Genomic DNA, 21,375 nt, shown 5'->3' with positions numbered 1-21,375 from the left:
AAAATGCTCTTCGTTGGTTTCGCCCGCGCACACTGCGGGCTTTTTTTGCGCGTGCTGCGTTCAACTATCTAAAGCCTTAAGTGCCTGTGCGTTGCCTAGGCTCGGTGTTTTCCTCAATCAAGAAAACATCATGGCCTCACTCAACCACATACCCGACCCAGAAGATCCGGAGATCGCTGCTCAAGCAACGCTTCAGGGTATGCGCAGCCAGCTGACCCGGCGAATCAACGCTCACGCCCATCCAAGCCGCCTGATCAATCAGATTGCTTTTGCCGAACTGCGCTGCGTCGAGGTAATAAAGGTGCTTGGAAGGCTGATAGCGCGCGCGCCAAAAGTTTTGTGGGTGATCCGCGACGAGCTACGCAAAGAGTTTGAAATAGACCCGGACACCCTGCTGTTCACCGTGCCCAAACCACCAGCAGAACCCCAGAAAGTCGACAGCCTGACTGATCGGACGCTGCTGTCACTGGCCTTGCCCGCAGTGCCGATCAACCTGAATCAGTTCACTGCCCTGAGCGTCAAGGGTGACCCGACTCGCCAGTTGCCTTATACGCCGTTGCAAGTGCTGCAGCGAGTTATCGCCATGAAGCTGCAAGACAGAATTGCCTGGTCGGCCACGCCTTATTGGGACGCGCTGCAGCCCGGTTCCTCGCAAACACGCAGGGGGTATTGGGCAGAGCTGCACGCCGAACTCTTCGCTGACCGGGCTTTTATGGCGCAGCAATTGGACGAGCTGTCGAGTGCCGGGATGGCTCTGCTTCAGGCCCTGATCGACGCACCCAGTGCTGGGGCGCGCCAGCGAGCAGGGGGCGATTGGGCCACTGTGCGAGCGAGTTCGTTGATGTGGCCGGGTACGCCTGCGGTTGCAATTCCCGGTGCATTGCATATCTACCGTGAAGGCGATCCTGATGGTGCACCGCATGTGATTTACCTGCCGGGTGTGGTGCGCAATTTCTACGAGTACCCGTCCTTCTTCGACCTGCAATGCGGTTTGGTAAAGTTGGCCAGTGAGTCACTGTTCGACGAACTCTGGCAATGCCTGCCGTTAGAGCGCCGACATGAGTTGTGTCGGCCTACGGACCTGACCCCCGCGTTAAGCGTGGATCGCGGTTCGACAATCTCCGGTGATGCGCTGGCGATGAGCGCGCAAGCGTTGCTGGAAGGTCAATGGGAAAACGAGCTGGCCTGTGCGCTGGCGATCAATCACGCACACGTGTTTTCTCCAAAAAAGCCGCGACCTCAACCGCTGACCGCTGTGCCTTTTCTGCGTTTTATCGAGCGTGCAAGGAAGCAACTGGTCGGTAAAGTCCGGCTTGGGACCCTCCTCTATCAATTGCTCAAGTGGGACGAGCAGCGACGACGCGCAGAAATTATCTTTGCCAGCACCGCGCCCGGCCTGGCCCTGCTCACCGCAGAACAGCAGGTCAAACGCTACGAAAAAGGTCTGCTCGCACTATTCAACGCCGATGACCTGAGCGTCGAGACTGCAGCGCTTGAGGAATTTGTGGTGCTTGAGAGCCAACTCAAAGCGCATAAAGAAGCGTTGAATTCGCTGATTAACGGTGCACAGCAGCGGCTCTACGATATGCCTTTTTGGATTGAGCGCCCAACCGGTGCGCACAAACGTTATGCCTTGTTCCTGCGTGCCCATGTCGAGGCCCTGCGCTGTGAGGTTCAGTTGCAACACCGGCTCAAGCTGATACCCACTGCACATCAGGACTTAGTGATGGAGGTCGTGGAGCGGCTGTCGACATCCAAATACGTGGGCGGTAAAGCCCAGGTGTTTTCGGTCTCTGTGGGCAGCGTGCAGGCTGCCTTCTACCCGCTTCATAACGTTTGGGTAGTGGCTCGGGCGACGGCGATGAAGCTCCCGTCCCGTGGAGTTCCGGTCGCGCTGTATGCATTCGGGCAATATGGCGGGCTGAAGGCTTTTTCAGGCCTGGACGCTTTGACCCGCGGTCTGAAAGCCAGCCTCGGGAGCAGTGATGATTCGGTCCTGTGGGGCTGTATAGAGCACGATAAGCGTCACGACTTACGTGACCATGCCCGGCGTGAAACCCTGACGGTGCGCTATGAACCCATTGAGGGGAACCCTGCGACGGTTTCTTTCAAACACTTGATGGCCTACTACTTTCGCTTGAACAAGCGCATTGAGGGTACTGCCGGTCTGTTCAATGAGGTAAAAGATGCCGAGCTGAGCCGTTTGTTGCTATTGGCTGAGCTGGACGCGCACTTGAAGATTCCCGACAGTCCCGCCTTGAACCAGGCTCAGGCCAATATTGATCTTCTGCGCAAGGCTGCGCTTGAGGCAAAAAAACTGCCACAGTGGTTAGCGGGCGCAACACCTGCCCAGCTTAAGCACTTCAAGCGCTTGCAGCGCCGGTACCTGAGCAGCGCCTTTGCCTCTGAAAGCCTGCTTGAACGCGCTCTGAGTGACTTGGAAACGTTCGCCCGCCGCAAGTTGATCGCCCGCTTAACCGAGGATGGTTTCTACCCGGAGCTGGACATCGACAAGCCCCTGATCACGATGCCGGACGATGTCAGAGGCAGCTTCTGCGGTAATCAAAGCCACTGCACGCCGGGTGATCGCGGGCAGGTCCTGACCCCAAGTACTCAAACCACAACCTTCAGCATGTTACAGCTGGCATTGCATAATCTTGATCCGCAAGCACCCTGGGTGCCTTGGCGATTGAATCGAGCACGCTATCTGCAACCGCAGTGGAAGCAACGGCTGAACAAGGAATATCTGATCAAGACAGTCTCTTCGCTGGATATCGGCGGAAACTACGACACGCAGATCAACCATACCTTCTACCCCACGGTTAAAGCCAAACCGAGTCTGGATGCCAGTCGCATTCCTGCGCTGATCAATCGCACGCTGGATGAATGCGCTCACATGCAGCTTTTTTCGGCGGTTCAACAAGGGCTAAGCACCTTTGCACAGAGCCTGTTCAGCACGGCGATGGCGGCGCGAACGCCTGAGGACCTGCTGAAAAACGGGTATGATTTGAAGTTGTACGTCGTTCATCTGGCGGCGCACACGATGCAGCATGATCGCTATATCTCAGGGGTCGTGGTCATGCAGGATCAGGGCAGCGGGCGCTGCGTAGTTTACTGGCCTGCTGCGCCGCACGCCTTGATCATCACCGAGTACATCAGCGTGGCGATGGCGCGGGTAGAACTCAGTCGCGTTGCCGCTTCGGCTGACCTTGTAAAGTTACTGGCGCGGCAGGTAGCGCCCGGTTGGGCATTTGACGCAATCATTCATGACGCCGATGAAGCAGGAGAGCCTGGATGGCTTTCTGTCATGCCGGATGCTTATTATTTCGAAGGTAAGTGGAGGCTCCCTGGTTTTATTCGCTCCTTCAGCATTACACATCTGCAACCGACGCCAGTGCTCGATGAGATCGAAAAACTGATCCGCGAGCAAATTGCCAGTAACCCGTCAAACTGGCTGGCGATCGTTCCCATATCCCACAGTGAACCCAGGGCATTGCTGTATTACGCCAATGTGCTGGATTTGCAACGCCGCACTCAAGCGGCGAGTAATTCCGGCAAGGTGCTGGATGAGTATCGTGTCCGCCGCCTTGCGGAGCAGACTGATAGCAGCCTGCGAGCGCTCATATCTTTTTTCTTTCCGTTATTTGCGCTGGCTAACTCCTTTTATGAATTGCTGATTGTGGCACGACGTTTTCACCGTTTCGCAGACCCCAGTGATGTCGTGGATATTGTGTTTATGACCCAGTATCTGGTGTTCGATTTGTGGCAGACCTTTACCCCCGGCCCCAAGATCAGAGGCGTAGCGGCGGGTATCGTGCGGCGCCCGCTGGGGGCGGTGTTGAATCGGATACATCGTTCGCATTTCAGCCGTGGCCGAGTGCTGCGTCAGGCTGCGCCTTCTGCGGCCGCGTTAAAACCCTTGGACCGTTTCAAAGTCAAGGGCGTGCCTCCGGATGCTGTGGCGCTCAAAGGGCGTGGCAGGGAGGGCGTTTATGTGAAAGACGGTCAGCAATTTGTAACGGATGACACTCACCATTATCCCGTTTACCAACGTGATAGCGAGTCTGCGTTTCGGCTGAGAAACATGCTGAAAAGCGGTGAGGATGAGTTGGTCCTGAATATCCATCAGCCCAAGGAGTGGTTGCTGGAGGCCGATAATCCTCAACCTGGGCCCAGCTCCGGGGTGCATGACCCATGGCGCGCTCCCCGGGCGCCCTCGTCGGATTGGCAACCCCCTCGTGAGCGCATGGCGACTGAGAACCGGATTGTCCAGTCACGTACAACGGACACCCAGTGGTTGAGTTGGCGTGCTCAAGTTCACCCCCGTGACATTGTGGGCTTCCCTGCGCCTGGAGTGTTTGAGGTTGGCTCGGCTCCCAGAGGTTCTTCGCTCAATGCCAGGTTTTTGCGCGTGGCTCCTCCTTATACCGACTTCCAGGATCCGAACAGCGGTTTTTACCGGATGCTCCCGCAGGGCGACCATGCATCGTTGACCGACCTGGTGTTTATCACCCGAAATGAGCCACCGGGGCCATCCGCGCGAGCCGATATCATGCGCTGGACCAGCACTGATATTCGCGACCAGCCCATTCCCGTATCACGCCTGCCTACAGGTGAATGGCAACATCATTCGGCGCTGTTCGACAGTTCGTTGGAGCACTCTGTGGGCAGGGCCTTTCCCTCCATGACGAATGAAGCTCGAAAGTTTACCGTCATGAGAATGATTGAATTGGCAGATCCTTCCCACTCTGCCACGGCAAGCCATTTGCTCGGCATCCGCGCGACGCTGGACGAATGGCTACCCCCGCTCCCTGCGAGGAGCGGCCAAACGGACGATTTACTACGGATGTTGCGGATTAATGAACGGCGCAAGCAATATCTATACGTCGGTTTCGAAGGCAAGGCACCCGGCTTCACGCGCGTTGATTTCACGCCGCCTCATCCGTTAGACCCGAGCCTGCAATATGGTGTCGTCCCGGTCAGGACGCAGAGGCTTGAAGCGGAGCGCGCCGCCGTCAGGACCGTGCTGGAGCAGCAGGGTTACCGCGTCGAGGACTTGTCTGTGCGGCGCGCAGGGATGCGTTTTGGAGAACCCAGTATTGAATCAGTCGTTACTCATCCCCGTTCGAACACCATTTACTACGTGGCCTACCAATGGCTTGAACTGGGGCGAATGACCGTGAGAGGGAAGCTTTCGAACCGTTGGGTTCGGATAGCCATCAACTCACACCCCGACTCTCTTTTATTAAGGGCAGTTGACACCGCGATGCAGGAACAGCGCTTGGTGCGGATTGTGGCCGGCATCCAATGGCCCACAAAGGGGCGTCTCGATCCAACTGTTTATTTCGTCAAATTGACCCCTTAGCATTGATGAGTGCCATCGCACCGGCGCCGCCGAACAGTGCCGCGCTGATGCGGTTGAACCAGCTCTGGCCCGAACCGCTGCGCAAGTAACGCGCTGCGCCATGGGCACCCAGACCGTAGGCCAGCTTGCACAGCAGGTCGAGCACCGTCCAGGTGGCGATCATGATCAGCAATTGCGGCAGGAACGGTTGCTGGCTGCTGAGAAACTGCGGCAGGAAGGCAGCGAAAAACAGGATGTCCTTGGGGTTGCTGGCGCCCAACACAAAGGCTCGCCCAAACAACGCACGAAAGCGCGGTACAGACGGCGTTTGTGGGACTTCGGCGCCTTCGCTCGGCAGACGCGATTGCTGCCAGCTCTGCCAGGCCAGGTAGAACAGGTACAGCGCGCCGACAATTTTCAAGGCACTGAACAGCTGTTCCGAGGCCAGCAACAAGGCCCCCAGACCCAAGGCCGAAGCACTCAACAGGCAGATCGACGCAAACACTCCGCCCAAAAACGCCGGGTACGAGCGGCGCAGGCCGTAGTTGAGACTGTTGCTGATCATCAGCAGCGACAATGGCCCTGGAATCAGGATCACGATCAATGCAGCCCCACTGAACAGCAGCCAGGTATCCAGGTTCATCATTTGCTCCTTTTATAAAAATATGAATTTCGCAATGAAAATCGCGCACAACACCCACAGGCTGACAGAAATCTCGCGGTACTTGCCGGTGCCGGCCTTCAGCGCTACATAGGTGATAAAGCCCAGAGCGATCCCGTCGGCGACCGAGAACGTCAGCGGCATCATGATGGCAGTGACGATCGCCGGAATGCTGTCGGTAGCTTCATCCCAATTGATATGGGCCATGCTCGCCATCATCAGCATCGCTACGTAGATCAGCGCGCCAGCGGTGGCGTAGGCGGGAATCATGCCGGCCAGTGGTGCGAAGAACATCGCCGCCACGAACAGCACACCCACCGTTACAGCGGTCAACCCGGTGCGGCCACCGGCTGCCACACCTGCGGCGCTTTCCACGTAGCTGGTCACTGGCGGCACGCCAACCATGGCGCCGAACACACTGGAAGCACTGTCGGCCTTCAATGCGCGGGACAGGTTGTCGATCTTGCCGTCGGCCTTGACCAGCCCGGCGCGTTGGGCAACGCCCATCAGTGTACCGGCAGTGTCGAACATGTGTACAAAAAGAAAGGCAAATACCACGCTGATCATGCTCACATTGAACACACCCATCACGTCCATCGCCATCCAGGTTGGTGCCAGGCTCGGTGGGGTGGAGAGAATGCCGTTGTAATGCACCAGGCCCAGGCCCCAGCCGGCCAGGGTCACGGCGATGATGCTGATGAGAATTGCACCGAATACACGGTGATAACTGAGGATGGCGATCAGCAGGAAGCACACCGCCGCCAGCAGCGGGGCGGGTTCATGCAGGGAGCCGAGCTTGATCAGGGTGGCCGGGCTGTCGACGATGATGCCGGCGGTTTTCAGGCCGATCACCCCGAGGAACAGGCCCACACCTGCGCCCATGGCATGACGCAGGCTGACCGGAATACTGTTGAGCAGCCATTCTCGGATGCGTGACAGCGTCAGAATCATGAACAGTACGCCCGAGATAAACACCGCGCCGAGGGCGGTTTCCCAGTTGTAGCCCATGGTGCCGACCACGGTGTAAGTGAAAAACGCGTTCAGGCCCATACCCGGCGCCAGGCCCACCGGCCAGTTGGCGTACAGGCCCATCAACAGGCACCCCAGGGCTGCGGCGATGCAGGTGGCGACAAAGGCCGCACCGTGATCAATACCGGCGTCGGCCATGATGTTGGGATTGACGAAGATGATGTAGGCCATGGTGATGAAGGTGGTGAGGCCGGCGATCAGCTCGGTCTTCACTGTGGTGCCATGCAAGCGCAGTTTGAACAGGCGTTCCAGCCAACCGCCTTGCGGCGTGGCCTGGTCCAACGTAGGGGCTTCGGTTTTACGGCTATCCACAGCGAGTACTCCTCAATCGTTTTATTGTTATGTCCAGCGCCGGTCACATGAGTGGGCAACAGCGCTTTGAGGTACTGGCGGGTTTGTTGACCAATAGGTCAGGAACTCGCACGAAGCGAATTATGCTTTTGTATACAAATAAAGCAAATAATGTTTTCGAATGTCTGGGCGAAAGTGGATGAAAGGCGGACTTCCAGGGTGGGCAGGCAGATTTATTCCGCCCGCCGCCTTGAAACATTGCCGCAATACCCGCACTTTGAGGGCGCAAGCATTCGCTCGGAATGCGCAAAGCGGCATAAGGGGAGCCCATGTACAAGGTTTATGGCGATTACAAGTCGGGCAACTGCTACAAGATCAAATTGATGCTTAGCTTGTTGGGGATCCCGTTTCAGTGGATCGATATCGACATCCTCAAGGGCGACACCCAGACCCCTGAGTTCCTGGCGAAGAACCCCAACGGCAAGATCCCGGTGCTGGAACTGGAAGACGGCACCTGCCTATGGGAGTCCAATGCGATTCTCAATTTCCTCGCCGATGGCAGCGAGTTCCTGCCCACGGAACCGCGCCTGCGCACCCAGGTATTGCAGTGGCAGTTTTTCGAGCAGTACAGCCATGAGCCGTATATAGCGGTGGCGCGGTTTATCCAGTTTTACCTGAATATGCCGCAGGACCGTCTTGAGGAATACAAGACCACCCACAAGGGCGGTTACAAGGCATTGAGAGTCATGGAGCGCCAGTTGCAAGCCACGCCGTACCTGGTGGGCGACACCTATTCGATTGCTGATATCGCGCTGTATGCCTACACCCATGTAGCCCATGAAGGCGGCTTTGATTTGGCGCCTTACCCGGCGGTGCAGGCGTGGTTGCAGCGGGTGGCCAGCCATCCCAAGCACGTGGCGATGCTGGATTGAGTTCACATTTAGAGCGATGTGCTTGTAGATAATGTACTGTTGAGCAGTTCAAAGCAGCGCTGCGCCGCCGGGCTCAATGCCATCGCGCTGCGTGTGATCAAGCCGATCTCCCGGTTCACGCCGGGATGATCGATGTCGATTCGCTTCAATCCCTCCAGGCTGTCCGCCGCCGATTCCGGCAGCACGCTGATCCCCAACCCCTGGCGCACCAGCGCCAATACCGTCGACATGTAGTTGGCCTCCATGCCCGCATTCAGCGTCAGCCGTGTCTGGTCGAACAGTGCGTCGACCTGTTCGCGCACGCTGCTGTCACGTCCGGTAAGGATAATTGGCTGGTCGGCCAGTTGCGCCAGGGTCAGTGACCGATAGCGCGTCAGCGCATGATCCAGCGGCACAAACGCGCACAAGCGATCATTGAGCACCGGCTGAAATTGCAGGCCATGGCTCAGGCGCGCCCGTACGCCGATGCCGAAATCCACCTCGCCGTTGCGGACCTGGGCATGAATGCGATGGGCCACCAGGTCATGCAGGCGCACCTCGATCCCGGCAAAGCGCTGGCGAAACAGGCGCAAGGCCGGGGGCAGGGCGCCGGCGCAAACTGACGGCAGGGCGGCGATGGTCACCACGCCGCGACGCAAGGCTGCGAGGTCGCGTGAGCCGGTGACGATGTTGTCCAGGTCCAGCAGCAGTTTTTCCATGGGCCCGCGCGCATCCTGGCCGGCAGCCGTGATGCTCACATGGCGCGGGCTGCGGTCGAGCAGGGCGACGCCGAGCCAGTCTTCCAATTGCTGTACTTGCACGGTCAGGGCCGAAGGCGACAGGTGCAGCTCGTGGGCCGCCTTGGTGAAACTACCGGTGCGGGCCACCGCGAGGAAGGCCTGGATGTGCTGGATCGAGTTCTTCATTTTGTTTTTCCGAACGTGCTAGGCCGAATATTCCAATTTACAAAGACTAACCCGCTTCCAATACTCCGGGAAAACAATAACCGGCCCAAAACGGCCACCCTGGAGTTATCCATGCTCGCAACCCTGGGCGTCATCACCATTCTCAGCCTGCTTGTCGCTGTCATGAGCAAGCGTCTCTCGCCACTGGTGGCCCTGATCGCCTTGCCGATCATCGCCGCGCTGGTCGGTGGGTTCGGCCTGCAAACCAGTGCCTTTATCATCACCGGTATCAAGAACGTCGCCCCTGTGGTCGGCATGTTTGTGTTTGCGATCCTGTTTTTCGGGATCATGACCGATGCCGGGATGCTCGACCCCATCATTGATCGCATCCTGCGCACGGTAGGGACGCGTCCTACACGAATTGTGGTCGGCACCGCGACGCTGGCGTTGCTGGTGCACCTGGACGGCTCTGGCGCGGTGACCTTTCTGGTGACGGTGCCGGCGATGCTGCCGCTGTATACGCGGCTGGGCATTGATAAACGCATCCTCGCCTGCGTGTGTGCGATGGCCGCAGGCGTCAACTTCCTGCCCTGGACCGGCCCGGTGCTGCGTTCGTCGGCGGCGCTGCATGTGCCGGTGGCCGATCTGTTCCAGCCGTTGATCCCGGTGCAGATCGTCGGGCTGATCTTCGTCTTCGCGTGCGCCTGGTGGCTGGGCCATCGTGAAGAAAAGCGCCTCGGCCTGGGCACCGGTTCCGGCGTGGAGGCGGTGCCGCAACGGGTGCTCAGCGACGACGATATCAAGCTGCGCCGCCCACGGTTGTTCTGGGTCAACCTGATCCTGACCGTGCTGGTGATGGTGGTGATGATTGCCGGTTGGGTCGACCCGGTGGTGATGTTCATGCTCGGCACCGTGGTTGCGCTGTGCATCAACTACCCCAACGTGGACGCCCAGCGTGCGCGCATCGACGCCCATGCGAAAACCGCCCTGACCATGGCCAGTATCCTGCTCGCCGCCGGGGTGTTCACCGGCATCATGCAAGGCTCCGGCATGCTCAAGGCTATCGCCGAAGTAGCGGTGGCGCAGATTCCGGCGGGCCACGGCAAGTTGATCCCGGCGGTCGTGGGTTTCCTGTCGATGCCCCTGAGCATGTTGTTTGACCCCGACTCCTACTACTTCGGCGTGATGCCGGTGATCGCCGAAGTCGGCAAGGCGCTGGGCGTCGATCCCCTGCAAGTGGCCCAAGCCTCGTTGCTGGGCGTGCACACCACCGGTTTTCCGGTCAGCCCGCTGACGCCCGCGACCTTCCTGTTGGTGGGCCTGTGCAAGATCGAGTTGGCCGATCACCAGCGATTCACGATTTCTTTTCTGTTTGCCGCCTCGGTGTTGATGACCCTGACGGCGTTGCTCCTGGGAGTGATTTGAGATGAACACCTTGCGCATTGGCTCCGGCGCCGGCTATTCCGGTGACCGTATCGAACCTGCCGTGGAACTGGCCGAACATGGCGACCTGGATTACCTGGTCTTCGAATGCCTGGCCGAACGCACCATTGCCCTGGCACAACAGGCGCGCATCGGCGACCCGCAGGGCGGTTATGACCCGTTGCTCGCTGAGCGTATGCGCCGTGTCTTGCCCTTTGTGGGGCAGCGGGCGGGGCGTCGACGCCTACGGGTGATCACCAACATGGGTGCGGCCAACCCGGTGTCGGCGGCCATTGAAGTGCGGCGCATTGCTGCAGAGCTGGGCCTGGGTCTGAAGGTTGTCGCGGTGGTGGGGGATGATGTGCTGCACGCTTTGCCTGCCGAGCAGGTGCTGGATAACGGCCAGTCTGTTGGCTCCCTTGGCGAGCGGTTGATCTCTGCGAATGCCTACCTGGGTGTTGACGGCATTCTTGAGGCGCTGCGCGCCGACGCCGATGTCGTCATCACCGGGCGGGTGGCCGACCCTTCGTTGTTCCTGGCGCCTCAGATGTTCGAGTTTGGCTGGGCCTTCGATGATTGGCAACGATTGGGCCGGGGCACGTTGGTGGGGCATTTGCTGGAGTGCGCGGGGCAGGTCAGTGGCGGTTACTTCGCTGATCCCGGTTTCAAGGATGTGGAGAATCTGGCGCGCCTGGGCTTTCCCCTGGCCGAGATCGACGCCGACGGCAATGCGGTGATCACCAAGGTGGCAGGCTCCGGTGGGCGGGTCAGTCGCGCGACCTGTGCTGAACAACTGATCTATGAAGTTCACGACCCAGCAGCCTATTTGACCCCGGATGTGACGGCCGACTTTTCCCGGGTGGGGTTTGTCGAGGAGGGCGTGGACCGGGTGCGCGCTGAGGGGGCGAGCGGGCGTGCTCGGCCTGATCAACTGAAGGTCAGCGTCGGTTATCTGGACGGTTGGATCGGTGAAGGGCAGATGTCCTACGGCGGTCCCGGTGCTGTCGCACGGGCCGAGTTGGCGCGGGACGTGGTGCTCAAGCGCCTGGCGTTGATCGGCGTAAACATGCAGGACCTGCGCGCCGAATTGATCGGCATGGATTCATTGCACGGCCCGCGCAGCAGCGTCGAGCCTTGGGAAGTGCGCCTGCGGGTTGCCGCCCGTTGTGACGAGCGCAGCGACGCCGTGCGGGTTGGCAATGAAGTGGAGACCCTCTACACCAACGGCCCGGCCGGCGGCGGTGGGGCGAGCAAGAGCGTGCGTCAGGTGGTGGCGGTGGCATCGTTGCTGTTGCCCCGTGAAGCGGTCAAACCGAGGATTGAAGAATGAAACTGCACAGACTGGCTCATTCCCGCACAGGGGATAAGGGCGACACGTCAAACATCTCGATCATTGCCTATCGCGCGCAAGACTACCCATTGCTGTGCGAACAGCTGACGGCCGAGCGCGTCACGGAATTTTTCAAGGATTTGCTCGAACCGCTTGCGGCCCCGGTTCGGCGTTATGAATTGCCGAATGTGCAGGCGCTGAACTTCGTGTTGCCGGGTATCTTGCGTGGGGGCGTGACCCGCTCACTGGCGCTGGATGCCCACGGCAAGTGCCTGGGCTCGGCATTGCTGGATCTCGACCTGACAACACTGGTCTGATTTCTGTAGGAGCGAGCAAGCTTGCTCCTACATTGACCGTCGCGTGCTTCAGATTGCCGCGAAGCGCTTGTCCAGGTAGTCGATGATCACCTTGGAGTCGTACATCCAGGTGGTCTGGCCGTTCTCTTCGATGCGCAGGCACGGCACCTTGATCTTGCCGCCTTGTTCCAGCAGGGTCTGGCGGTCCTGCTCGTTGTTCTTTGCGTCCTTCAGGGCTACCGGCACGTTCAGGCGATGCAGGGTGCGGCGGGTCTTCACGCAAAACGGGCAGGCGTGGAATTGGTACAGCGTCAGCGCCTTGGCCGCGTCGTTCACCCGCGCCTGTTGTTCGGCGGGGCGCTGCTTTTTGCGTGGGCGGGTCAGGAAATCGCCCGCGATGATGATCTGGCCGAGGCCCACTCGAAGTGCTTTGACGAACATGGCTGTTACCTCTTGCCCATAACTGAGGGGGCGCAGCTTACCTGATTTCTGCAGGCGAAAAAAAACCGGCGATGAACGCCGGTTCTTTCCTACCCAGCCCGTTACTTGATCAGGCTGAGAAATTCGCTGCGAGTGGCCGCGTTATCGCGGAACTCACCGAGCATCACCGAGGTGATCATCGACGAATTCTGTTTTTCCACACCGCGCATCATCATGCACATGTGCTTGGCCTCGATTACCACGGCCACACCCAGGGCGCCGGTCACTTGCAGCACCGCATCAGCGATCTGGCGGCTGAGGTTTTCCTGGATCTGCAGGCGGCGCGCATACATGTCGACGATTCGTGCAACCTTCGACAGGCCCAGCACTTTGCCGCTTGGGATGTAGGCCACATGGGCCTTGCCGATAAACGGCAGCAGATGGTGTTCGCACAACGAGTACAGCTCGATGTCCTTGACCAGCACCATTTCGCTGTTATCGGAGCTGAACAAGGCACCGTTGGTGACTTCTTCGAGCGTCTGTTCATAACCGCGGCAAAGGTACTGCATCGCCTTGGCGGCACGCTTTGGCGTGTCGAGCAGACCCTCGCGGGAGACGTCCTCGCCGAGTTGGCCGAGAATCTCTGTGTAATTCTGTTCCAGGGACATGAAACTACCTGTGGGATTTTCGCAAAGCGCAAGGTTACGGTGGCGGGCACATCGCTGCAAGCCTGACGATGGCACTTTACTCGTCGCGGCCTTCGAGCATGGTGCGCTTGAGCATCACATACACCGCACCGGCACCGCCGTGGCGGGCCTGGCAGGAAGTAAAGCCGAGCACCTGGGCATGTTGACGCAGCCAGGTGTTGACGTGGCTCTTGATCATTGGCCGCTTGCCATCCAGCCGCACAGCCTTGCCGTGGGTGACGCGCACGCAGCGGATTTCGAATTTAGTCGCTTCGGCGAGGAAGGCCCACAGGGTTTCCCGGGCCTTTTCCACGTTCATGCCGTGCAGGTCGAGGCTGCCTTCGAACGGGACCTGGCCGGCCTTGAGCTTGCGCATCTGGCTTTCCTGCACACCATCTCGGGCCCACATCAGCTCGTCTTCGGGGCCGACGTCAATCACGAACTGATCCGACAGGCCATCCACGGTAGTGGCATCGCTGCGCACGGTCGCGGCCTGGCGCAGCTTGGCGATCTGTGCCCGGTCGGTCTTGGGTTTGCCGGTGTCGGCGCGGTCGTGCTTGATCGGCTTGACGCCGCGCAGCTCGTTTTTGAACAGGGAAAAATCGTCGTCTTGCATGTCAGCCTCCGCGAAGGGCGGGCAGTTTACCTAAATCGCGGCGGCCAGGGCGCAGCAAACGCTATCCAAGCGCCATCAGTCGTGCTTTTTCATCAGGTGCGAGGCGATATTCAACGACAAGGGCTGACGCATCCGCCGACGGCTGCGGCGCCATAACCATACGCCCAACCACAGCACCAGCAGGCCGATCCCCAACAGGATCGCCGAGCCGCCCGGGCTGGCATTCAGCTCGCCCAGTGCCGGCGAATGCCCAAACAGGCCGGCGCCACCAGCGCCTGCCAACAACAAGCCTATGATCGCCAGCAACGCGGCAATGCCCGCCATCAGGCGCAGACGCCAGTTGCTCGGGCCCTTGGGGCGCAAGCGACGAGCATCAAAACCATCGGATATCTTCATTCCGACCTTTCCTCCAGGGTATCGGCCCTTCGACCGGACAATACACAGGTTGTTCCGGAGGGAGGGGTAAATGCGCCAAATGAAAGGGCTTTGCGGATGAGCGGAGCAATAAACACGCCGCTCAACGCCAGAATGATCAGATCAGATCTTTAGTCAGTGCGAGGGTGGCGAAGTTGTCGGCCATGATCGCCATTTCGGTGTGCTGCACATGTTCGGCGCTCAGGATGCCGCCCTTGTAGGGCAGGTCGCGAGTGGCGCAGGCGTCTTCCACCAGGGTGCAGCGAAAGCCCAGGTTCTTGGCCGCACGCACGGTGGTGCTGACGCTGGAGTGGCTCATGAAGCCGCAGACGATCAGGTCCAGGGAGCCAAGGTCCTGCAAGTGTTTTTCCAGGCCGGTGCCGTGGAAGGCGCTCGGCAGCAGCTTGCCGATGATGGTTTCGTCACCCTCTGGCTCAAGCCCCGGGATGAATTCGCCGCGCTCGCCCTGTGGATCAAACAGACCGCCTACGGTACCCAAGTGGCGTACATGCACAATCGGGCGCCCGGCATTGCGCGCGGCGCTGACCAGTTGTTTGATATTAGCGACAGCTGCGTCCATGCCCGAGAGGGCGAGCGGGCCGCTGAGGTATTCCTTCTGGGCGTCGATGATCACGAGGGTCGCATGACTGAGGTTGGCTGCTGCGTAACCGCGACCGCTGAGTTGAAACATCGTCTTTGGAACGGACATTCTGGGGCTCCTGTGAGTGGGGCTTTTGCGACATTGTCCACTGGCTGAGCGCTTCTGTGAATCGCTACTATCGTAAGGTACGCCGTTGCTGGCGTGCAGCCATGTCAAGAGGTGGGCTTGTTTAACACAATGCGGGGCAATTGGATGAAATCCGACGTACGGCGCCAGTGTTTTCGTACATCGTCGGTACAGGTGAAGGCTGTTAGAATTGCCAGTCGTTTTTTCCAGGAGCTTGCCCCGTGATCACTTCCCGCCTGCGCACTTTGCGCGACCATATCCGTTGGGCTGTCAGCCGTTTCCATGGGGAAGACCTGTTTTTTGGCCATGGCACCGACAATGCCTGGGACGAAGCCCGGCAATTGGTGCTCGGCGCCTTGCACCTGCCGTGGGAAATTGCTGACAGCTACCTGGATTGCAACCTCGAAGAAGAGGAAATCTCCCATGTGCAGCGTTTACTGCATCGCCGTATTCACGAGCGTGTGCCCACCGCCTACCTGTTGAAAGAGGCGTGGTTCTGCGGCATGTCGTTTATTGTCGATGAGCGCGTGTTGATCCCGCGTTCACCGATTGGCGAACTGATCGAAAACCGCTTCGAACCCTGGTTGGCGCAGCCGCCGGCGCGCATCCTCGACCTGTGCACCGGCTCCGGTTGCATCGGCATTGCGTGTGCGTACGAGTTCCAGGAGGCCGAAGTGGTACTGGGTGACCTGTCTTTCGAAGCCCTTGAAGTGGCAAACCAGAATATCGAGCGCCATGGCGTCGATGAGCGGGTCTATACCGTGCAGGGCGATGGTTTTGACGGCTTGCCCGGCCAGCGATTCGACCTGATCGTGTCAAACCCACCGTATGTGGATGCCGAAGATTTTGCCGACATGCCGGATGAATACCAGCACGAGCCGGAACTGGGCCTGGCCTGTGGTGACGACGGCCTGAACCTGGTACGCCGGATGCTGGCCGAAGCGGCGGACCATCTGACCGAGAAGGGTTTGCTGATTGTCGAAGTGGGCAACAGCCAGGTGCATGTTGACGCGCTGTATCCGGAAGTCGACTTTGCCTGGCTGGACTTCCAGCGGGGTGGGCATGGGGTGTTCATGCTGACGGCTGAGCAGTGTCGCCAACACCAGGCCGTTTTCGCTGCCCGGATATAACTGCAGAAACTCGGTCAATGTGGGAGCTGGCTTGCCTGCGATAGCGGTGGGTCAGCTTGCACTTGTGCTACTGATACATCGCTATCGCAGGCAAGCCAGCTCCCACATTTTGATTGCATTTCAATCTATCAGCGGTGAGTGGCAATCCAGATCAACAACCCTGCCTGAAACACCGTAAACGCCACCAGGCACGTGATGGTAAAGCGCAGCCCGCTGTCCTCGCGCTTGAACTTGATGACTTTTTCCTCTTCCTTGCGCAGCTTCACTTCCTGTTCCGCCAGGTTCTGATCGGCCTGTTGCAGCATCTGCGCGGCTTCGAGGATCTCCACGAACTGCACCTTCTCGGTGTTCCAACTGTCCAGCACGTCGCCAACCTTGCCCGGCTGCACATTGCCTTTGAGGTGCTGCACGTCGGCATAGGCCACATCAAATCCCTGGATACGCAAAAAGTGATCACGACGCAGGCGCGTGGCTTCGTTGAGGGCGTCCTTGTTGGCCAGGTCCACGCCGTCGACGCGGTAGTGGGACCACTTCTTCTTCGCCCAGGCGGCGGCCTGAGCGACCAGGAAACGGCCGATCCCCCGGTTGGCCGGTTCGATTTCCAGGCTGTTGCCTGGGCCGAAATGCACGCGATGTTTATCGTGGTCCACCCAGATATCCAGGTGGTTCTGCTCGCGGCGTACTCGCTGGCCGGGCAGTTGAATAACCATGCGCAACAGGCTGTGGTGCTTGTCGTGGCGCTCGGCATAGCCGAACTGCACAAAGCGCAACGGCCGTGCGCCAGTGGCACGGTCGGTGGTCAGCGGAGCCAGGCGCAGCATCTTGAAGTGTTCGGCGTGGACGTCCGCCCACGGCAGGGCCGCCGCCTCGACGGCCGCGGTTGCAGTCGAGGTGTCGGCGGTAGATTCGGGTGTTGCTTCGGTGGTTGTCATGCGGCGCGATCCTGTCCAAGCCCAGCAAGCCGACAGTCTTTTTACTGTCGACTCTGGACTTATCGGCCGGTTTGCCCAGGACTGGAGGCAAATTGTCGCTTAACGGGGTTGAAGTCCGTCGATAAACGCGACGATACGCTGGCCCAGTTCCGCAGCCAGGGGCAGTTTCGGGTCATTGTAGGACGCCAGTTGCTGCTTCACGTTGTTGGGCACGATGCGCATCACGTGGTTCATGCCTTCGATAACCGTCAACTGCGCGTCGGGCTTGGCGTGTTTCAACTGCTGGGCATCCGCTACGCCGACCTGAATATCGTTGGTGCCCTGGATGATCAACGCCGGCATGTTCAGCCTGGCGAAGGCGGCCGATGGGTCGGCGCGGAACAGGCTGATCAGATAAGGCTGCACGCTTGGTCGGAAGATGCCTTCGAGTGGGCGCGGCACGTCGGCATCCACTTGGCCGGCCTTGAGGTGGTCGAGGATTTCATTGCTGCGCAACAACAGGGCAGGGGGCAAGTGATCGGCCAGTTGCTGGCGAATCACCTGGTCTACCGGGCGGGCGCTGCCCGATAGGGAAATCACCCCGGCCGGCGCCAGTTGCGGCGCGGCGAGGGCGGCTACCAGCGCGCCTTCGCTATGGCCCAGCACAATCAACGGGCCCATGCGCTTGTCGGCCTTGAGCAGCTTGCCCCAGGCCACCGCATCGGACACATAGGCGTCCAGGGTGAGGTTGCGCTCATCCGGCGTGGCGGCCAGGCTGGCGGCGACCCCGCGCTTGTCGTAGCGCACGCTGGCGATGTTATGTCGGGCAAGCACCCAGGCCAGGCGCTTGAGGCTGTCATTGCGGGCGCCGTCGGCGCTGTTGCCATTGCGATCGGTAGGGCCGGAGCCGGCGATGATCAGCACCACCGGCACCGGTTTGTCGGACTGCGGCAACAATAATGAGCCAAACAGTTGGCCGCTGCCGGTGTCCAGGCTGATAGGGCGTTGCAGTACCACAGGGGAGGCGGCCTGGACCGCGGCGGTAAACAGGGTGAGGGTGAACAGCAGAACTCGCAGCATCATCGCGCCATCATCAGTGAGGTGCCGGTTGGACCAATGTCTACCGGTAAGGTTTCGAGGATGAACTAGTCGGTTAGCCTGCGTATACTGGCCGCCTTAAGTTATTACGGTTGACTTGATTCAACTGATTTCACGGAGCGCCCTGCATGTCCGGCAATACCTTCGGCAAGCTGTTCACTGTCACCACCGCGGGCGAAAGCCATGGCCCGGCGTTGGTCGCCATTGTCGACGGCTGCCCACCAGGCCTTGAGCTGTCCCTGGACGACCTGCAGCATGACCTCGACCGCCGCAAGCCCGGCACCAGCCGCCACACCACCCAGCGCCAGGAGCCGGACGAAGTCGAAATCCTTTCCGGGGTGTTCGAGGGCCGCACCACCGGCTGCGCCATTGGCTTGTTGATTCGCAACACCGACCAGAAGTCCAAGGACTACTCGGCAATCAAGGATGTGTTCCGTCCGTCCCATGCCGACTACACCTACCACCATAAATACGGCGAGCGCGACTACCGCGGCGGTGGCCGCAGCTCGGCGCGTGAAACCGCCATGCGCGTGGCCGCCGGTGCCATCGCCAAGAAATACCTGGCCACCCAGGGCATCGTCATCCGTGGCTACATGAGCCAGTTGGGTCCGATTGAGATCCCGTTCAAGAGCTGGGACAGCGTGCAAGACAACGCCTTCTTCTGTCCCGACCCGGACAAGGTGCCGGAGCTGGAGGCCTATATGGACCAGTTGCGCCGCGACCAGGACTCCGTCGGTGCCAAGATCACCGTGGTGGCCGAAGGCGTCAAGCCGGGCCTGGGCGAGCCGATCTTCGACCGCCTCGACGCCGAACTGGCCCACGCGCTGATGAGCATCAACGCGGTCAAAGGCGTGGAAATCGGCGCAGGCTTCGCCTGTGTTGCCCAGCGCGGAACCGAACATCGCGATGAGCTGACGCCTGAAGGTTTCCTCAGCAACAATGCGGGTGGCATCCTTGGCGGTATTTCCTCCGGCCAACCGATTGTTGCGCACCTGGCGCTCAAGGCGACCTCAAGCATTACCACACCGGGCCGTTCGATCGATGTACACGGCAACCCGGTGGACGTGATCACCAAGGGCCGTCATGACCCGTGCGTCGGCATCCGCGCCACACCGATTGCCGAAGCCATGATGGCCATCGTGTTGATGGACCACCTGCTGCGCAACCGTGGGCAAAATGCCGATGTGCGCGTGACCACGCCGGTACTGGGCCAACTGTGATCGCCGCCGGCAAGCGAGCTTGCCAGGGTGAGTGCGCTTGTTGTGGCGAGCGAGCTTGCTCGCGCCGGGCTGCGAAGCAGCCCCAATAAAATGACCCCACCGCTCCCATATTGGCGCCTTTCCAGCTTTTACCTGTTCTACTTCGCCCTGCTCGGGGCGACGGCGCCGTTCCTGGCGTTGTACTTCGATCACCTGGGCTTTTCCAGCGCGCGTATCGGCGAACTGGTGGCCATCCCCATGCTGATGCGCTGCGTGGCGCCTAACCTGTGGGGCTGGATCGGCGACTTCACCGGCCGGCGCCTGGCCATTGTGCGATTTGGCGCGGCCTGTACCCTGGCCAGTTTCTGCCTGATCTTCGTCAGCAAGACCTACGCCTGGCTGGCGATGGTCATGGCCCTGCACGCATTCTTCTGGCACGCGGTGCTGCCGCAGTTTGAGGTCATCACCCTGGCCCATCTGCACAAGCAAACCTCGCGCTACAGCCAGATCCGTCTGTGGGGCTCCATCGGCTTTATCCTCACTGTAGTGATCATGGGGCGGCTGTTCGACTGGCTGAGCCTGGATATCTACCCGGTCGTGGTGGTAGTGATCATGGCCGGCATCATCGGCGCCAGCCTGTGGGTGCCCAATGCCCAGCCTGCCAGCCATGGCAATCGCTTGGCCGGTGACGGTTTCCTCAAGCAATTGCGCAGCCCCGGGGTGCTGGCGTTCTATGCCTGCGTGGCATTGATGCAAATGAGCCATGGCCCGTATTACACCTTCCTCACCCTGCACCTGGAACACTTGGGCTACAGCCGTGGCGTGATCGGGATGTTGTGGGCCCTGGGGGTGGTGGCGGAGGTCCTGATGTTCCTGGCCATGAGCCGTATCCTGGCGCGTTTTTCGGTGCGCCGGGTGCTGCTGGCCAGCTTTGTGCTGGCGGCGCTGCGCTGGTTGCTGCTGGGCTCCTTTGCCGAATTTTTCTGGGTGTTGCTGTTGGCGCAGCTCCTGCACGCAGCCACATTCGGCAGTTTTCACGCGGCGGCGATTGCCTTTGTGCAGCGCAGCTTCGGTGACCGTCAGCAAGGCCAGGGCCAAGCCCTGTACGCTGCCTTGGCCGGTACTGGCGGTGCCCTCGGCGCCCTGTATTCCGGTTATAGCTGGAACCTGCTGGGCCCGACCCTGACGTTCAGTATCGCCAGCGTCGCTGCGCTGGCCGCCGCCATTATCATTGGCCTTCGATTGCAAGAGCCGAATCAAGGAACCGTGCAATGAGTTACGTAGCCGTTTACCACATCGCCACCGCGGACACACCCAACAAGGTGCTGACCCATTTCGACGACATCCAGTCGACCCTGGCCGAACACCGCATAGGCTTTGAACGTTGGCAGCCCAGCGTTATCGAGAAAGGCGCCAGTGACGCGCAAATGATCGCGGCGTACCGTCCACAGATCGATGCGCTCGGCTATGCCACGGCGAAGGTGATCAGCGTGACGGGCGACCATCCCCAGATGCATGAATTGCGTGACCCCTTCCTGGTAGAGCGCACCTGCCGTGAAGATAACGCGTATTTCTTTATCGCCGGCCAAGGCCTGTTCATGCTGCATGTGGGTGATTATGTATACGGCGTGCGCGCCGAGAAAAATGACCTGTTGGTTATCCCGGCGGGTATGTCGCACTGGCTCGACATCGGCGAGAACCCGCACTTGGTGGCGCTGCGTTTGTTCAACACCGCTCAGGGCGAGGTGCCGACGTTCAGCGCAGATAACATTGCCGCGCGTTTTCCAGGGCTGGACGACTAAGCATAAATATCTAAATGTTCAACCCGGGCAAGTTGGAACTTGTTGTGGGAAAACGCCTGAATATTCGTAGGGCGAAGCTGTTTGTTCTGTGTTGTACGCTTTCACTCCGCTGGTTATGTAACTCTCTGTGCGGCGCCAATGTTTATGTCATCTGTCAATAGGAGGAGTCCGAAAGGCGGTGCC

Annotated in this window: 19 protein-coding genes; 9 read left to right on the top strand and 10 right to left on the bottom strand. The window is 59.8% G+C overall.

Annotated features, from left to right (window positions below):
* Positions 1–130 precede the first annotated feature (130 nt).
* Positions 131–5,365 (top strand): DUF6543 domain-containing protein, encoded by a 5,235-nt coding sequence (locus E3O56_RS21155; protein ID WP_248128954.1) that lies wholly within the window; start codon positions 131–133, stop codon positions 5,363–5,365.
* Here E3O56_RS21155 and E3O56_RS21150 read toward each other — a convergent pair.
* Positions 5,349–5,987, bottom strand: coding sequence for a LysE family translocator (locus E3O56_RS21150; protein ID WP_032880122.1), 639 nt, complete (start codon positions 5,985–5,987; stop codon positions 5,349–5,351). The genes E3O56_RS21155 and E3O56_RS21150 overlap by 17 nt on opposite strands.
* A gap of 12 nt (positions 5,988–5,999) precedes the next feature.
* Positions 6,000–7,346: an NCS2 family permease gene (locus E3O56_RS21145; RefSeq protein WP_032880123.1), complete on the bottom strand. Its 1,347-nt coding sequence runs from the start codon at positions 7,344–7,346 to the stop codon at positions 6,000–6,002.
* A gap of 308 nt (positions 7,347–7,654) precedes the next feature.
* Between E3O56_RS21145 and E3O56_RS21140 the strand changes: the two genes are divergently transcribed.
* Positions 7,655–8,257: a glutathione S-transferase family protein gene (locus E3O56_RS21140; RefSeq protein WP_032880125.1), complete on the top strand. Its 603-nt coding sequence runs from the start codon at positions 7,655–7,657 to the stop codon at positions 8,255–8,257.
* An 8-nt stretch (positions 8,258–8,265) separates the two neighbouring features.
* On the opposite strand, the gene E3O56_RS21135 is transcribed toward E3O56_RS21140, so the two are convergent.
* Complete coding sequence (locus tag E3O56_RS21135) at positions 8,266–9,162, bottom strand: LysR family transcriptional regulator (RefSeq protein ID WP_032880126.1); 897 nt, start codon at positions 9,160–9,162, stop codon at positions 8,266–8,268.
* Between the two features lie 111 nt (positions 9,163–9,273).
* On the opposite strand from E3O56_RS21135, the gene E3O56_RS21130 reads away from it, so the two are divergent.
* The 3 genes from E3O56_RS21130 to E3O56_RS21120 are packed head-to-tail and all read left to right on the top strand — an operon-like array spanning position 9,274 to position 12,210.
* Positions 9,274–10,566 carry a citrate:proton symporter gene (locus E3O56_RS21130; RefSeq protein ID WP_248128953.1) on the top strand — a complete coding sequence of 431 codons (1,293 nt, stop codon included), beginning with the start codon at positions 9,274–9,276 and terminating at the stop codon, positions 10,564–10,566.
* A gap of 1 nt (position 10,567) precedes the next feature.
* Positions 10,568–11,893 carry an acyclic terpene utilization AtuA family protein gene (locus tag E3O56_RS21125; protein WP_248128952.1) on the top strand — a complete coding sequence of 442 codons (1,326 nt, stop codon included), beginning with the start codon at positions 10,568–10,570 and terminating at the stop codon, positions 11,891–11,893.
* Complete coding sequence (locus tag E3O56_RS21120) at positions 11,890–12,210, top strand: hypothetical protein (protein ID WP_248128951.1); 321 nt, start codon at positions 11,890–11,892, stop codon at positions 12,208–12,210. Before E3O56_RS21125 ends, E3O56_RS21120 begins: the two co-directional genes overlap by 4 nt.
* A 48-nt stretch (positions 12,211–12,258) precedes the next feature.
* Here E3O56_RS21120 and E3O56_RS21115 read toward each other — a convergent pair whose 3' ends face one another.
* The 5 genes from E3O56_RS21115 to E3O56_RS21095 form a co-directional block, all read right to left on the bottom strand.
* On the bottom strand, positions 12,259–12,630 hold the full coding sequence (locus E3O56_RS21115; RefSeq protein WP_005789930.1) for a glutathione S-transferase N-terminal domain-containing protein: 372 nt from the start codon (positions 12,628–12,630) through the stop codon (positions 12,259–12,261).
* A 101-nt stretch (positions 12,631–12,731) separates the two neighbouring features.
* Complete coding sequence (gene folE / locus E3O56_RS21110; RefSeq protein ID WP_005789928.1) at positions 12,732–13,277, bottom strand: GTP cyclohydrolase I FolE; 546 nt, start codon at positions 13,275–13,277, stop codon at positions 12,732–12,734.
* Between the two features lie 76 nt (positions 13,278–13,353).
* A complete protein-coding gene (locus E3O56_RS21105; RefSeq protein ID WP_005789925.1) occupies positions 13,354–13,911 on the bottom strand; it encodes a Smr/MutS family protein in 558 nt (185 codons plus the stop codon).
* A 75-nt stretch (positions 13,912–13,986) separates the two neighbouring features.
* Positions 13,987–14,307 carry a hypothetical protein gene (locus E3O56_RS21100; RefSeq protein ID WP_248128950.1) on the bottom strand — a complete coding sequence of 107 codons (321 nt, stop codon included), beginning with the start codon at positions 14,305–14,307 and terminating at the stop codon, positions 13,987–13,989.
* A gap of 136 nt (positions 14,308–14,443) precedes the next feature.
* Positions 14,444–15,034, bottom strand: coding sequence for a cysteine hydrolase family protein (locus E3O56_RS21095; protein WP_032880134.1), 591 nt, complete (start codon positions 15,032–15,034; stop codon positions 14,444–14,446).
* A gap of 239 nt (positions 15,035–15,273) precedes the next feature.
* Here E3O56_RS21095 and prmB point away from each other — a divergent pair, with 239 nt between their 5' ends.
* Positions 15,274–16,182, top strand: coding sequence for a 50S ribosomal protein L3 N(5)-glutamine methyltransferase (prmB, locus tag E3O56_RS21090; RefSeq protein ID WP_032880136.1), 909 nt, complete (start codon positions 15,274–15,276; stop codon positions 16,180–16,182).
* 128 nt (positions 16,183–16,310) lie between these two features.
* Here prmB and E3O56_RS21085 read toward each other — a convergent pair whose 3' ends face one another.
* Both E3O56_RS21085 and E3O56_RS21080 read right to left on the bottom strand, forming a co-directional pair.
* Positions 16,311–17,114, bottom strand: a complete 804-nt coding sequence (locus E3O56_RS21085; RefSeq protein ID WP_005789918.1) for a hypothetical protein — start codon at positions 17,112–17,114, stop codon at positions 16,311–16,313.
* Positions 17,115–17,213: 99 nt separating this feature from the next.
* The gene (locus E3O56_RS21080) at positions 17,214–18,176 is read right to left on the bottom strand and encodes an alpha/beta fold hydrolase (protein ID WP_248128949.1); all 963 of its coding nucleotides are present in this window, start codon (positions 18,174–18,176) and stop codon (positions 17,214–17,216) included.
* 143 nt (positions 18,177–18,319) lie between these two features.
* On the opposite strand from E3O56_RS21080, the gene aroC reads away from it, so the two are divergent.
* The 3 genes from aroC (at position 18,320) to E3O56_RS21065 (ending at position 21,192) form a co-directional block, all read left to right on the top strand.
* Positions 18,320–19,411, top strand: coding sequence for a chorismate synthase (gene aroC / locus E3O56_RS21075; RefSeq protein ID WP_248128948.1), 1,092 nt, complete (start codon positions 18,320–18,322; stop codon positions 19,409–19,411).
* 90 nt (positions 19,412–19,501) lie between these two features.
* Positions 19,502–20,665, top strand: a complete 1,164-nt coding sequence (locus E3O56_RS21070; RefSeq protein ID WP_032880141.1) for an MFS transporter — start codon at positions 19,502–19,504, stop codon at positions 20,663–20,665.
* Positions 20,662–21,192 carry an acireductone dioxygenase gene (locus E3O56_RS21065; protein WP_248128947.1) on the top strand — a complete coding sequence of 177 codons (531 nt, stop codon included), beginning with the start codon at positions 20,662–20,664 and terminating at the stop codon, positions 21,190–21,192. Before E3O56_RS21070 ends, E3O56_RS21065 begins: the two co-directional genes overlap by 4 nt.
* The last annotated feature ends 183 nt before the right edge of the window (positions 21,193–21,375 follow it).

The sequence above is a fragment of the Pseudomonas sp. W2Aug9 genome (genome assembly GCF_023127755.1).
Classification (GTDB): Bacteria; Pseudomonadota; Gammaproteobacteria; order Pseudomonadales; family Pseudomonadaceae; genus Aquipseudomonas; species Aquipseudomonas synxantha_A.
Note: the sequence above shows the minus strand (reverse complement) of the source record. Positions and strands in the feature narration are given on the sequence as shown.